14 protein-coding genes are annotated in these 14403 nt (G+C 40.7%); 7 read left to right on the forward strand and 7 right to left on the reverse strand.

Features of this window, described 5'->3' with window-relative positions; all coding sequences use genetic code 11:
- Positions 1-14: 14 nt before the first annotated feature.
- The 4 genes from ACR5KR_RS32535 to btpA all read right to left on the reverse strand — a co-directional run bounded on the left by ACR5KR_RS32535 (position 15) and on the right by btpA (position 5645).
- Complete coding sequence (locus ACR5KR_RS32535; protein WP_448269415.1) at positions 15-221, reverse strand: hypothetical protein; 207 nt, start codon at positions 219-221, stop codon at positions 15-17.
- 772 nt (positions 222-993) lie between these two features.
- A complete protein-coding gene (locus ACR5KR_RS32540) occupies positions 994-3198 on the reverse strand; it encodes a CHASE2 domain-containing protein (protein ID WP_448269417.1) in 2205 nt (734 codons plus the stop codon).
- 459 nt (positions 3199-3657) lie between these two features.
- Positions 3658-4641: a vitamin K epoxide reductase family protein gene (locus ACR5KR_RS32545; RefSeq protein WP_445629316.1), complete on the reverse strand. Its 984-nt coding sequence runs from the start codon at positions 4639-4641 to the stop codon at positions 3658-3660.
- Between the two features lie 155 nt (positions 4642-4796).
- The gene (gene btpA, locus ACR5KR_RS32550; protein WP_448269419.1) at positions 4797-5645 is read right to left on the reverse strand and encodes a photosystem I biogenesis protein BtpA; all 849 of its coding nucleotides are present in this window, start codon (positions 5643-5645) and stop codon (positions 4797-4799) included.
- A 755-nt stretch (positions 5646-6400) separates the two neighbouring features.
- Between btpA and rimO the strand changes: the two genes are divergently transcribed.
- The 3 genes from rimO (at position 6401) to ACR5KR_RS32565 (ending at position 10328) form a co-directional block, all read left to right on the forward strand.
- Complete coding sequence (gene rimO, locus ACR5KR_RS32555) at positions 6401-7720, forward strand: 30S ribosomal protein S12 methylthiotransferase RimO (RefSeq protein WP_448269421.1); 1320 nt, start codon at positions 6401-6403, stop codon at positions 7718-7720.
- Positions 7721-8023: 303 nt separating this feature from the next.
- Complete coding sequence (locus ACR5KR_RS32560) at positions 8024-9553, forward strand: DEAD/DEAH box helicase (RefSeq protein WP_448269423.1); 1530 nt, start codon at positions 8024-8026, stop codon at positions 9551-9553.
- A gap of 196 nt (positions 9554-9749) precedes the next feature.
- A complete protein-coding gene (locus ACR5KR_RS32565; RefSeq protein ID WP_322694481.1) occupies positions 9750-10328 on the forward strand; it encodes a Uma2 family endonuclease in 579 nt (192 codons plus the stop codon).
- 21 nt (positions 10329-10349) lie between these two features.
- On the opposite strand, the gene ACR5KR_RS32570 is transcribed toward ACR5KR_RS32565, so the two are convergent.
- Genes ACR5KR_RS32570 through ACR5KR_RS32580 form a run of 3 tightly spaced genes read right to left on the reverse strand, consistent with a single transcriptional unit; the run spans position 10350 to position 11758 of the window.
- Positions 10350-11297: an aldo/keto reductase gene (locus ACR5KR_RS32570; protein ID WP_448269426.1), complete on the reverse strand. Its 948-nt coding sequence runs from the start codon at positions 11295-11297 to the stop codon at positions 10350-10352.
- 36 nt (positions 11298-11333) lie between these two features.
- Entirely contained in the window at positions 11334-11477 is a 144-nt protein-coding gene (locus tag ACR5KR_RS32575; protein WP_448269427.1) for a hypothetical protein, read from the reverse strand.
- Positions 11478-11533: 56 nt separating this feature from the next.
- Positions 11534-11758, reverse strand: a complete 225-nt coding sequence (locus ACR5KR_RS32580; protein ID WP_322710191.1) for a hypothetical protein — start codon at positions 11756-11758, stop codon at positions 11534-11536.
- Between the two features lie 509 nt (positions 11759-12267).
- On the opposite strand from ACR5KR_RS32580, the gene ACR5KR_RS32585 reads away from it, so the two are divergent.
- From ACR5KR_RS32585 to ACR5KR_RS32600, 4 genes are all read left to right on the forward strand, one after another.
- Positions 12268-13047: a protein kinase domain-containing protein gene (locus tag ACR5KR_RS32585; RefSeq protein WP_448269430.1), complete on the forward strand. Its 780-nt coding sequence runs from the start codon at positions 12268-12270 to the stop codon at positions 13045-13047.
- Positions 13048-13049: 2 nt separating this feature from the next.
- A complete protein-coding gene (locus ACR5KR_RS32590) occupies positions 13050-13394 on the forward strand; it encodes a hypothetical protein (RefSeq protein ID WP_448269432.1) in 345 nt (114 codons plus the stop codon).
- 30 nt (positions 13395-13424) lie between these two features.
- Positions 13425-14093: a vWA domain-containing protein gene (locus tag ACR5KR_RS32595; protein ID WP_448269434.1), complete on the forward strand. Its 669-nt coding sequence runs from the start codon at positions 13425-13427 to the stop codon at positions 14091-14093.
- A 119-nt stretch (positions 14094-14212) separates the two neighbouring features.
- Positions 14213-14401 (forward strand): hypothetical protein, encoded by a 189-nt coding sequence (locus ACR5KR_RS32600; protein ID WP_448269436.1) that lies wholly within the window; start codon positions 14213-14215, stop codon positions 14399-14401.
- The last annotated feature ends 2 nt before the right edge of the window (positions 14402-14403 follow it).

Raw genomic sequence — 14403 nt, forward strand, 5'->3', positions numbered from 1 at the left:
ATTCAAAATTGCCATCAGCGGGTGCCGCTACCATTGTGACTGTCGGGACCACCATAATTTGGTGGAATATATATGTCTTGTAAATTTTGAGAATTGACCTTGCGGGCGATTAGGGCGTTACTGCTAGTAGGACCAAAAGAATTAGCACTTGCAGTACTGAATATACCTGTGCAATCGGCAATTTTTGGGATCAGTAGATAAGCACCTATGCAGAATATCATAAACTTTGCGATTTGGAAGTTACTCTTCATATATTTCGGTAAATTTACTAGCTTTTTTATTTCAAAACGTATTTTTTGGTTACTACCGTATATTTACTGTATTTTTCAGAAAAAGTATTTTAACTTTATGAAATTATTGCTAGTACTGTACAAATCATTGTGGTATTCCCTTGTCGATTAACCTTAATCTGCCGATATTAAATAGTTTTCATACTTAAGTGGTATTTCAAATAGGCGATTTTTACATCAGTCTCAAGTTAGATATGTCAATGATTTACTGCAAGCTTTTTGAGTAATTCATTATTTATTAATAATATCTTAATACTTGTAAGTATAAACACTATGTTCCATAAATCATGAGTTCAAAAACACATGAAATAATACTTATCCTATTGTATAGTTTATAGATTTAATGAGTAAAGATATGTAAAGATAAAACAACATATTTTATAGAAATAAAAGGATTTTAAAATTTTACTTTGCGTAATAAGCGAATAAGCACTAGTATAAAAACTTTTGTAAAATAAATTACATATAATTTATTTTGAAAATTCTTTTTGATCGCTAATTATTTTTGGACATAAATTATCAGGTTTAGCGCTCAAGCCAAAAAGCCTTACCAGGTCTAAATTTGACGAAAAATTTACCTCGCAAGATATACGCTATATTTTTTCGAGACAGTGCCTTAGACGTGTCTCTGGTCTAAAGTCATAATTTGAATGTAAAAATTGTAACTATAGTCAAAAAAGCTGGAGGCTTGACTCTTAACTAATTAAGCAAACTCGTAGCGATTTTTACCCAGGCGCTTGGCACGGTACATTGCTGTATCAGCTTGTTTCATCAAAGTTTCGCTATCTTGACTGTTGTATGGATAAACACTAATGCCAATACTCGCAGAGACTCGGATTGTATAGCCATCCAAAACAATTGGCTTGGTAATACTGCTTAAAATTTTTTCAGCGACTTTAGCAGCTATTTGGACGTCAGGTATTGCTCGTAAAATCACAGTAAATTCATCGCCACCCAAACGAGAAACCGTATCACTAGCGCGTAAAGAGTTGCTGAGTCTTCCAGCAATAGTCATTAGCAAGCGATCGCCCCTCTCGTGTCCCAAAGTATCATTGACTTGTTTAAATCCATCTAGATCGATAAACAGCAGTCCCAGCAACAAGTTGTTGTGTTGTGCCCAATGTAAGGACTCGTAAAGTTGTTCGGCAAAAAATTTGCGATTAGATAAACCAGTGAGGGGGTCGTGATACGCTAAATAACGTAAGTGGTCTTCTTTGAGTTTTAATTCATTGTTAGAGCGGGATAGTTCAGCAGCAGTACGCTTGAGCTGTTCTTCCATCAACTTGCGCTGAGTAATATCTCGGATGACACCAACTAAAAAGAAATTGCCGGCTGAGTCTTTGTGAAGCGATCGCTTAGTGGCAATTTGATGAGTCTGGCCATCGGCATTTGTAAATTCTTCTTCATGTTCGTGGGGTTGTTGAGTCCGAAAAACAAGATCGTCTTGTTGTCGAAACACATCAGCTTCATGTTTTGGGAAAAAGTCATAGTCTGACTTTTCAATTAAAAACTTATTTGGATAACCGATAAATCGACAATACGCCTCATTTAAAACAATCCACTGATGTTGTTCATTTTTTACAAAAATTGGATCGGGGATCGTGTTGATAACGTGATGCAAAAATTCTTTGGAACGTTTCCACTCTTCCTGCATGTGAGCAATATGGCTAGTTATCCAAATAGCTGAAGTGCCAAAGCAAACCAGTGAGGGAATGAGTGGTATCCACCAACCGTATAAGAAAGCAAGGTATGCACTCACGGCCAATACAAAGCAACAAACTACGATCGAGAAGAGACTCCTAGTTGCGTGTCGTATCCGCCATACCATCACGGCTCCCAGATAAGACCAAACAAAAACCCACAAGTATTCCATCAAGTCAGGCCAGACTTTCAGTAATGGTCTTCCATCAACAGCAGCAGAAATTAACTCACTAATAAAATAAGCCTGCAATTGAATACCAGGTACAGGCTTTGCCGTACCCATAACACTGCTAGAGTAGGGAATAAATACAAAATCTGGGAGACTGGGCGCAGTCGAACCAATAAGTATAATCCGATCTTTGATTAAGTTTGCTTTTACTTTATCTGCCAGTACATCTCTCATCGATACCTGGCGAAAACTACAAAATTCTCCAGACGAACTTTGACATTTAGGTTTGGGAAAATTGCTCAAAATTTGGTAGCCTCTATCATCAGCTCCCACATAAGCACCATCATTAGCCTCAAAACGAGTAAATGCTGCCTTACCCAATTGCAAATACTCAGGGTTACTTTTTGCTTTAGTGGGAGTAATTCCCTTTGACTTTAAATACAATAAAGCCAACTTCAGGGCAAAACTTTCGTGTACTTCGCTTTTAACGTGCCAATACAACAAACTGCGACGTACTTTACCATCAAGATCGTACAGCACGTTATTGAAGCCCACTTGATCCCGATTCAGTCTCAGTGGAGGCGAAACACTAAAGTTTTTGTTGTTGTCATTTGCTAGCAGTTCAATACCAATCAAGTTGGGTGTTGACTGATAAACATTACGTAGTTCTTGATTACCAGGCTCTACTGGTAAATTTCTGTAGATATCTAAGCCAATCGCACGGGGTTTGTGGACATTTAATTTTTGCAACAACTGGGCAATCTTCGCATCTGGAATTGGCCATGAGCCTACTTCGTTTAAATAAGCTTCATCAATCACTACGATCGTAATCCGGTTTTCTGGCGGTTCATTTGGACGTAAGCGAAAAAATTGATCCAAAGCCGCCAACTCCAAAGATTGCAATAATCCAATGGAGTGCAAAAGCAGGACGCAGACTGCAACGCTGGCCGCAGTAATCAATTCTCTGTGTCCTCGACTAAGCGATTGTTTCAGTCCAAAGGTTAACTTCACAAAACGCTTGCCTAGCTGCTGATTCATTGCCATTACCTAATAGGCAGAAATATTCTCTATTTCTTATAGCTATTAACTATCGGACTAAGATAGCTCAAGTAAGAGCTAAATAGAATTTATAAAAATTTTTTCAACTATAAAAATCAATTAAAATATACATTTTTTAAAGTAAATGTACTTAGCCAATTTCCTTTAGCTTAAGTATTTGCAGAGCAAAGCCGCAATAAAATTAGTAATTGGGCATTAGACTTCATGCAGAAGTGGGAATTGGGTTTGGGGAAAAGGGGAAAGCGGCTCATAAAAACCCTTTTCCCAATAAAGATGAGTCCCTTTCCCCCAAGAGTGCAAAAGTAACTTTTGCAAGAGGTCTATTGGATAAGACCTATTATCTGTTACCAAAAACAAAAAAGCCAACTGGAAACAGATTTTACTGTATTCATCCAGCTGACTATGGGGTGTGAACTACTGAATATCAGTGTAGGTACTTTACTTAAAATACTTGAAGTTTTGAGGCCCTGTGTAACCAGAAACTTTCGCTAGTTCCTCTAAGTTTTGGACTCCGCTATAGCTTTTACCATTAACGATCCAAGTGGGGAAACCTTCAATTTTTGCAGCTTTACATACTTCTGGTTGAGCTTTGACTCCATCGGGAGCGCACTCTACCTTAATATCATTATTGATTATTTCCTCAGCTTCTTTACCAAAAAGCAGCTTTTGTTCGTGGCAGTGAGGACACCAGTAAGCAGTGTATTCCTTCGCGCCTACCTTCGCCAGATGGCGTGCTAAGGCTATTTCTGCCTCACCAGAAGTAGTGGTAACTTCCCAACCGAACGCTGGGTTAGGGTTTTCCTTGGGAGTAAAGGTAATTTTTGTGGGTTGTCCAGGAGTTCCAGGTGTAACATCTGATTGATTCACGCCAGCATAAACGCCTAAAGTAGCAATCAACGTTACCATCCCGACAATCAAGGCAGTAAAGAAAATTTGTCCAATATCCTCCCAAGTCCGACCGATAATCGTTAGTATCAAAAGACTCACAGAGAACAAAGCTGAACCGATACAGTAAGGACAAATAGCTTTGATTTGAGATGTCAGCACATACATTAAGTAGCCGCTAAAGACAGACATAGCGATCGCACCTACCAGCAGCAGCCACCACGTCCAATTTTCCAATTGTTTGCGGTTATTGTTTTCCCCGGAGTTGAATACCAAGGGAGCCAAAGCCAATATCACCATACTGGTGTATGCCAAAAACCCAAATAAAGCTAATGGCTGTCCAAAAACCGTTGCCCAAGGACTGGAAAGCACATCATTACAGCCTTTAGCACCAGCCTGTGCCACACAAGCGGCACTGCCTCCGCTTAACTTTTCTATGGTGAGATAACCTGTTGTCAGAGCACCACATCCAGCGATCGCGGCAATCAATGGACGTGACCATTTATGAATCCAAGGAGTAGAACGGCGGCGAATCATAAATATTGTGAAATGGGGATTACTAAAAGTTAGGAGTTAGGAGCGAGGAGTGAGGAGTTAATAATGAAGAGTTAGGAACAATTAATTTAAAACTCATAACTCTTGTACAGACGCGATTAATCGCGTCTCTACTCCTAACTCTCTTTCCCCACTCCCTAAGAATGTAATTTCACTTGTTCTGCTGATTTGCCTTCACCTTTGGAGTTCCAATTGCGACGGGCAGCTTCCACAAATTGGCTGACGCGAATTGGGTCAATTGGTTGCTCTATGCGTCCATGACGTTTTAGGGAACTGGAAACTATTACACCATCTGCTGCTTGCATTAATGTATCAATATTTTCCCAGTTGGCCCCACTGCCGATGAACACTGGTGTGCCATTTGCTGCACCACAAGCTAGTTCCAAATCTTCTAAATTAGGAGGACTACCTGTAGCCCAACCAGATAAAATCACTCCGTCTGCTAAACCCCTTTCAATGGTGTCTTTCACAGCGACTGTGAGATTTGGAGAACTCAAAGGACGGGCGTGTTTCACCAACACATCGGCCAGGATTTTAACATCACAGCCCAACTCCCGTCGATAGCGGAGTAGTTGATGGGCTTCTCCCTCAATTAATCCCTGGTCGGTTGCCATCACCCCTGTGAGGACGTTGACGCGAATAAATTGCGCCTGTACACAACTAGCGATCGCTATTGCACTTTTGGCGTCATTTCGCAAAACATTTAAGCCTATAGGCAAAGTTACCAAATTCTGTATCCGCTGCACCACAATGGTCATGGCACTCACAACCACCGGATCGACTTGGTTTTTGGTAAACGGCGCGTCGAAAAAATTCTCGACAATCAGACCGTCAACTCCTCCACTTGCTAAAGCTGCGGCTTCTTGTTCGGCACGGTCAATCACCGCTTTTAAACTACCTCCCCAACGGGGTGAGGTAGGCAGTGGTAGCAGGTGAACCACGCCAATAATTGGTGAGCGAGTTTTAAATATCTGATATAAGTCCACGTCTTTAATCCGCCTCGCACAGTCCAGAGTCCAGATTTTTTTGATTATTGAACGCCTGTTCAACACCACTCCCCTTCAGGTCGGGAACCTTTATATAAGGGTGGCTTTTCAACGGGGAAAACCCCGCACCTGACTGGCTCCTCTTGACCCTTGACTCTTGACTTTTCATTAACTAGTCAAATGTGTTTTATGATAGTCGGTTTATTGCCTCTTTCCTCAGATGGAAATTGGCGTGTAACCTCCCATAAGATATGTTAAGATAAAACCTGGCTACAAGAGGAGTTTGCCACTCACTAGACGCAAGGCAGCTTTCCGTGGTTTAGGCGTCTTGTCCGCGCCCAGTCGTAGGACTTGCCAATCGCCAGGGTAGCATTACTGCTTTATAGGCGTAGTCGCTTTCGTCGATTTCCCTGAGGGTAGCGACTTCTCACAACAAGCCCTTTGGGCGGCTTCCCGATGGGTAGGTTAACAAGGCACACGCTGTGGTAATGTAAAATACCAATAGGCGAATTGTTAAAAAAGATTACAAGTGTCAAATGTACCCAAAGACACTTCAATTTACCCTGGGGAACAGATTGATAAAAATATCATAACATGACCTCTATTTTTATTATTGATAGGGTCATAAGTCCACGGATAGTTGCTGACAGTGGGAATTTGCCACTGTACTGTTATTAGAAGGATAGCGATCGAAAAAAAGCGAAATGAGCATCAGAATGTTGATTACAAGAAAAAAATGAAGATATTTTCCAAATATGGGTGACAAGCCAACAATTGCCATTTCTCACCTGGGCTGCGAGAAAAATCGAATTGATACAGAACACATGCTGGGAATGCTTGTAGAAGCAGGCTACGGTGTAGATACAAATGAAGAGTTAGCAGATTACGTTATTGTTAATACTTGTAGTTTTATTGAAGCGGCCCGGCAAGAATCTGTCAGAACTTTAGTAGAACTGGCAGAGGCAAATAAAAAGATCGTAATTACTGGCTGTATGGCTCAACACTTCCAAGAACAACTTTTGGAAGAGTTGCCTGAAGCAGTAGCCGTTGTGGGTACAGGCGATTATCACAAAATTGTAAATGTAATTGAGCGTGTTGAACTTGGCGAGCGGGTCAAACAGGTTAGTATAGAGCCAACCTACATTGCCGACGAAACTACACCGCGCTATCGCACGACAACGGAGGGCGTTGCTTACCTCCGGGTTGCCGAAGGTTGTGATTATCGTTGTGCATTTTGTATAATTCCTCATCTTCGAGGAAACCAGCGATCGCGTACTATTGAATCTATCGTCGCCGAAGCGGAGCAATTAGTTAGTCAAGGGGTAAAGGAAATTATTTTAATTTCCCAAATCACTACTAATTACGGTTTGGATATTTACGGTCAGCCAAAATTAGCCGAATTACTTCGCGCTTTGGGGAAAGTAGATATACCGTGGATCAGAATGCACTACGCTTATCCCACGGGACTGACCCCAGAAGTGATAGCGGCTATCCAAGAAACACCCAACGTCCTGCCTTATCTGGATTTGCCCTTGCAGCATTCTCATCCAGAGATTCTCCGCGCCATGAACCGCCCTTGGCAAGGGCGCGTAAATGATGGGATTATAGATCGCATCAAAACGGCGCTACCAACAGCCGTACTACGGACAACATTTATTGTTGGTTTCCCAGGAGAAACAAGCGAGCATTTTGAGCATCTACTAGAGTTTGTTCAACGGCATGAATTCGATCATGTTGGTGTCTTCACCTTTTCCTCTGAGGAAGGAACTCCAGCTTATAAGTTGCCAAATCAGTTGTCCCAAGAGGTGATGGACGATCGCCGATACCAACTGATGGAACTCCAGCAACCGATTTCTCAAAAGAAAAATCAACAGGAAGTAGGCAAAATAGTCGATGTCCTGATTGAGCAAGAAAATCCTGAAAGTGGTGAATTAATAGGTCGTTCAGGTAGATTTTCCCCAGAGGTTGATGGTCTGGTGTATGTCAAAGGCCAGGCAAAGTTAGGAACCATCGTGCCAATAGCGATTCACCACGCTGATACATACGACCTCTATGGTCAAGTAGTCAATAACTAAATTGTCCTTTGTCTTTTGTCCTTTGTCTTTTGTTAAATGACCCTTACAGATTCACCCTTATCCCAAGATCGACACTGCATTAATGGCAGTTTTCATGAGGGTTTACCTGAAATTCGGGGACTCACTCGTGGCATAGCTTCTCCAAAAGTTGAGGCTTTGCTATCGCCCAAGGCTTACTAACTAGCCAATAACTTAATGACTAATGACTAATGACTAATGACTATTGTACAGACGCGATTAATCGCGTCTCTACTGACTAAATGACTAATCCAAAAATCCTTACATAAAATTTAGGACGAATTAATGACTCTTTCATTTCAAGAATTAGGCATTTCCCAAGAACGTGTCGAACAACTAGAAAAAATTGGTTTTACCGAACCAACCAACATTCAAGTGCAAGCAATTCCCCAATTGCTAGCCGGTCGTGATGTGGTAGGTCAATCTCAAACTGGAACAGGTAAAACAGCAGCATTTTCACTACCAATTTTAGAACGGCTAGATATTAATCAAAGAGCCGTGCAAGCCATAGTTTTAACACCAACTCGTGAATTAGCGATGCAAGTTCACGATGCGATCGCCCAATTCATCGGCAATGAAGGATTGCGGGTGTTAGCAATCTACGGTGGTCAATCAATTGACCGTCAAATGCTGCAACTCAAACGTGGCGTTCACATGGTCGTGGGTACTCCCGGACGGGTGATCGATTTGCTCGATCGCGGCTGTTTAAAGCTCGATCAAGTGAAGTGGTTTGTATTGGATGAAGCTGATGAAATGTTGAGCATGGGCTTTATCGACGATGTAATCAAAATCCTCTCGCAAGCGCCCGTAGAACGCCAAACAGCTTTATTCTCGGCAACAATGCCACCATCGATTCGGATGTTGGTGAACAAGTTCTTGCGATCGCCGGCGACTGTCACCGTTGAGCAACCAAAAGCCGCTCCCAACAAAATTAATCAGGTAGCTTACTTGATTCCTCGCCACTGGACAAAAGCCAAAGCTTTACAGCCGATTCTGGAAATGGAAGATCCAGAAACAGCTTTAATCTTTGTCCGCACCAGACGCACAGCCGCAGAACTCACCAGTCAGTTACAAGCAGCTGGTCACAGTGTTGATGAATACCACGGTGACTTGTCCCAACAAGCGCGGGAACGGTTATTAAGCAGATTCCGTAACCGTCAAGTTCGCTGGGTGGTAGCAACTGACATTGCAGCACGAGGATTAGATGTCGATCAACTATCCCATGTGATCAACTACGACTTACCCGATAGCGTAGAAACCTACGTTCACCGCATTGGTCGTACTGGTCGTGCTGGTAAAGAAGGAACAGCAATTTCTTTAGTACAACCATTTGAGCGGCGTAAACAGCAAACATTTGAACGTCATAATCGCCAAAGTTGGCAATTGCTGTCGATTCCTACACGCGCCCAAATTGAAGCGCGGCACATTCTGAAATTGCAAGAACAGGTACGAGAAGCTTTGATGGGTGAGCGTTTGGCTTCATTCTTGCCAATTGTTAGCGAACTAATTGAAGAATACGATGCTCAAGCGATCGCCGCAGCTGCACTGCAAATTGCTTACGATCAAACTCGTCCCGCTTGGTTGAGTTCAGACGTGGAAATTCCCCAAGAGGAAAGCTCAACTCCCAAACCAAGACTCAGTAAGCGTCGTGAATCTTCTAGCGATCGTCCCCGTGCTGCGTGGAAATCAGATAGCAGCAATGGTGAAGAAAGACATTCTTCTCCCAAGCCCAAACTACGGACAAGTGGACAGGATTCTTCTGCATCTCCTAGTAAAAAGATAAGTTCACCCACAGCTAGAGAATCAGCTTCTTAGTCAACAGTTCAAAGTTAATCAATTTTGGATTTTAGATTTGAGGTTTTTTCTTCAATCCAAAATCCAAATATAAAATTGGAGAGTTGAGAGTTAGGAGTCACGATTTTGACTTTGGCTCTTGACTTTTTGGCTTTTTGGGTAATTTTTTTTACCAGTTTGTAGGAAGATAAATTAAAGATGCATTCTTCGCGGTCTTATGTTCACTATTCCAGACTTAGAGCAACTACAAGCAGAGCATCCAGAATGGCAGATGGAGTTGGTAGACGGAAATATACTTCTTATGGGGCCATCAGATTATGAGTCAGAGGAAATAGGTGCTGAGTTAGTTAGATTACTGGGTAATTGGGTACGCCCACAGAAGCTAGGACGGGTAACTGGTTCAAGCGCTGGTTTTATTTTGCCTACATTAGAAACTGAAAACGGCAAAGAAGCTGATAACGAAAAACGAAATCTCCGCGCTCCTGATGTATCTTTTGTTCGTGCTGATAGACTGAAAAAAAGCAAGCGCGATTTTGTGGAACTAGTGCCTGACTTGATGGTAGAGATAAAATCTAAGTCAGACCGAATCAAACCATTGGTAGAAAAAATTCAGTTATTCCTACAACTTGGATGTACAGTTGGTATCCTGATCGATCCTGACAAATTGACACTCACAGTTTATCGACTCAACCAAGAACCAATAATTTTGCAAGACAACGACAAACTAACACTACCAGACTTATTACCAGGTTGGGAGCTAGTAGTGTCAGAAATTTGGCCTCCTGTGTTTGAGTAGAGACGTTGCAATGCAACGTCTCTACAGCCAAGGACGACTAACTTGTTCTAATTCTCCAATTTCATCGTCGTTCAATTTCCAGCCTAAAGCACCAGCATTCTGACGTACCTGTTCGGCTGTTTTCACCCCAGCAATGGGAATAACATTCCCCTGAGCAATTAACCAGTTGAGAGCAACTTGGGCAGGAGTGCGATCGTATTTTTCTCCGAAATTGCGTAGCAAAGATATAACTGGCGCAATTTTTTGCAGACCTTCTTTCTTAAATCGCGGGTCTATTTTTCTTGCACCAGTGGGGGTTTCAGTACTATCAATACTGTACTTGCCTGTAAGTAATCCCTGAGCTAAAGGACTATAAGCCAAAATAGTTACACCCAACTCACGCGCAGTTGCGATAATACCTTTGCTTTCAACTTGGCGACTGAGTAAAGAATAGCGTACTTGGTTCACAGCCAAAGGCACTCCACGAGCCGCCAATATTTGATGCGCGTCTCGCATTTGCTCTGCTGAGTAATTACTCACGCCAACTGTAGCAATTCTGCCTCGCTTCACTTCATCCGCTAAGGCATTCATCAAGGTTTCTTGACTTAAAAAGAAGGCAAAAGGCCAATGCACTTGATACAGGGCGATTCGCTCAAGTTGTAACCGTTTGAGGCTAGCTGTTAAAGCATCCGAGACGGATTGGGCTGTAAATCGCCACGGTAAGGGGCCAAATTTTGTAGCGATTTGCACAGGTTGTTGTGTCTGTTGGAGAAATTGTCCCAAAAATTTCTCTGATAGTCCCATTCCGTAGACTTCAGCAGTATCAAAGAAGGTAATACCAGCTTTTAAGGCTGCGGTAAAGGCTTCTTGTAACTGTTCTGGGCCGTAGGCACTGCCATAATTCCAAAATAGTTTATCACCCCAAGCCCAAGTGCCGATGCACAAGGGTGTAACAACTGGGCCATTTTGCCCCAATGTGATGTTTTCCACGGTTGCAAAATTTAGTTTATTTACATTTCTTTACTTTTATAGTGTATCGTCATAGACAAGATTAGGTGCGATCGCTACTGCTTGGTTGCAAATCTTGTGGTGTGTAGACGTAGCCCGTCGTAGACATCGCAGTTTGCATAAAGATTTACAAATTACACCTGACAATATATTTATTCTCATAATTAAGGGAGGCTCATAACCTCCCTTTAATAATAGTTGAGTGTATTTACTTGTATTTATGAATTAGATGATTTATCCTGCTTGGCTTTTTTGATTAATTCCATGTAGACATTAATCTCACTAATTTCTACATCATGCTCAACCCTGGTTACTTTCCATCTTTCCTTTTTTAGGTAAACTTCCTCTCCTACTCTGGGAGTAAATTGGAGATCATAAAACTTTTTGAGAAAATCTTTTTGATTTTCTTCCCATAATATTACTTTGACTACTTCTTTGCTCATTGCTTATGCCTTTTTGGTTACTAGATGAAGCTAAGTATTTTGAGGACATATACACGGCAAGTTTATCTTACTAATTCAATTGAATAGCGTAGTTAAAACCACATTTTAATATTGATATTTTTATGTGGCTTGCTTGGGTCCGATAAAGTTACAGCGCAATACCATAGTCTCAGAACTTCATTAATTGCCAGTTGTTGAAGCCTGTCCTGTAGAATAACCCTGAATAGTTGATGCAGTATCTTCGTAGCGCGATCGTCACCACTTCCCGGAACTAGCTAGAAATTAAACATAAAACATATAGCTTATCAGGACTGGCACAGGTTATAATCAAGGATTTGGCACGTAATTTATGATTCAATGTTATAAAACCTCAAAAATTGGGAAAGCTATGTAATAAGAGTGTTGCAGCAGTTCATGAAACTATTCTGATGTCAGGATACCCGTTTGTTAATAGCTGTTATTTTTTATGGTTGGGGAACACTTGCTTTTTTAGAGATGGGAGCTAATTTATGGATGTCTATGATGGAAAAGGTAACAGCCGTAAGTTAGGAGAAAAAGTTGGTGGAGGAGGTCAGGGAAATGTTTATTTAGTTGGTTCTGAACCAAATAAAGTTGTCAAGATATTTCATCCAGACAAGTTAAAAGAAAGAGGCACAGAATTTCGAGAAAAAATAGAATTACAAAAAAGTATGACAGAATTAGCCGAACACTCCAATATTGCTTGGCCTAGAATTTTAGTTTTTGATCAAAATGCTCACTATATTGGATATGCAATGAAGAGGGTTGAAGGCATACCTTTGACAAAATTAGCACATCCAATGTTATATGAAAAATCCTTTCCGAATTTAGACCGAATCAATATAGTAAAAATGCTTTTGATATTATTAGATATTGTAGAGGAATTACATAAACATCAGGTTTATATTGGTGATATAAATTTAGGAAATATTATTTGCGATCCGCAGACATTTCAGCCTTATTTAATCGATGCTGATAGCTATCAAGTTAGAAAAGATAATAAGATTTATCGCTGTCCTGTTGGAAGACCTGAAATGACTCCGGTAGAACATCATGGCAAGGATTTTCAATATATAACGAGAACAATTGAAAGCGATCTTTTTTCCCTGGCAATTCTTATGTTTCAGTGTTTGATGCTTGGCCGACATCCTTATGACAATATTGGTGGTGGAAATCCCGTAGAAAATTTAAAGAATGCTAGTTTTCCCTATGGAGAGGGAGGGGCAAGACCCTTTCAAGGGCAGGCTTTTAGGCTTTCGATAAATAGTTGAGAATGTTCTCAATTATTGAACGTAGTTTTAAGTTCTCAGACAATGGTTTTGGTTTTAAAATCCCAAAAATTTGTCTAATCAAAAAAACCTGCCCCAGAAAGGGGGCAAGACCTGGATATGAAGGAGCGATTCCAAAAGGGAACTGGTACAACATTTGGAGTCATTTGACATATAACGTCAAGAGTCTATTTATTCAAACACTAAAGAATGGTGTTAATCAGCCATCTGAACGTGCATCTATTGCAGACTGGAAAGATGCTTTAGAAAAATACTTTCATGCAATGCAAAGAGGATATAATGCCAAAGAAATGAAGCCTAAAGAGCCAAAACAGAGTCAAAGTTCCTAAATTTTACTATTAAAAATTGGAGATAATTCAATGCCTACTAATTATTATGACGATCTAATTGACAATCCAACTTCATGCTGCCCATGTATGTTAGTTCTAGACATTAGTGTGAGTATGCGTGGAGAACCAATCAACGAGTTAAATCAGGGAGTTAATCAGTTTATTCAAGCTGTTCTTGAAGATGATTTTGCATGTTATGCCGTTGATGTAGGTATAATTACTTTTGGCGGAACAGCACAAGAAATTGTCCCAATTCAATCTATCCAGAAAGTAGAAGTGCCTACCCTAACTCCTACTGGAAATACGCCTATGGGTGAAGCTATAAATAAAGCAATTCAGGTTCTAGAAAAACGCAAACAAGAATATAAAAAGTCTGGAGTTTCTTACTATCAGCCTTGGTTAGTACTAATGACTGATGGTGAACCAACTGATAACTATCAGGTTGCAGCAACGAAGCTGCGTAAGCTAGCTGAGACGAATAAAATGCTTGTAATTGCAGTTGGTATTGGTGAGCGTTGCAATCTTAGTAAACTTGCTGAATTTTGTTCATCTGACAACCCACCCAAACAACTTACAGGTCTAAAGTTTGAAGAATTTTTCAAATGGCTTTCTCAAAGTGTGGGGGAAGTAATTACCAAATCTACTCCAGGAGTGAGTTTTCACGCAACGCAATCAACTGATGACTGGGAAAGCTTTTAAGTATGCTATTTGAATTTATCAACAGATTGTTTCAGAATCTAAAGACTTGCTTGACTAGGTTATTTTCTCAGAGTTTTCAGAATGTTGATGAGGAGAATTTAGTTAATGGAGATGAGTTAATGGCAGTAGAGCAAAAGATACTATTTAGAGAAACAGAATATAATGACTTTATAAATAGATTTCCCGGAGTTCGTCAGCACATAATAACAAATACGACAGTAGATGGTGTTACTACCTACTACTTAGAAAGTATGAAGCGTTTGAAGGAAATTCAAAAAAAAGAGGGTAAGAGACCATTTATAAAGTAAAT

This window comes from Nostoc sp. DSM 114159 (assembly GCF_053470285.1).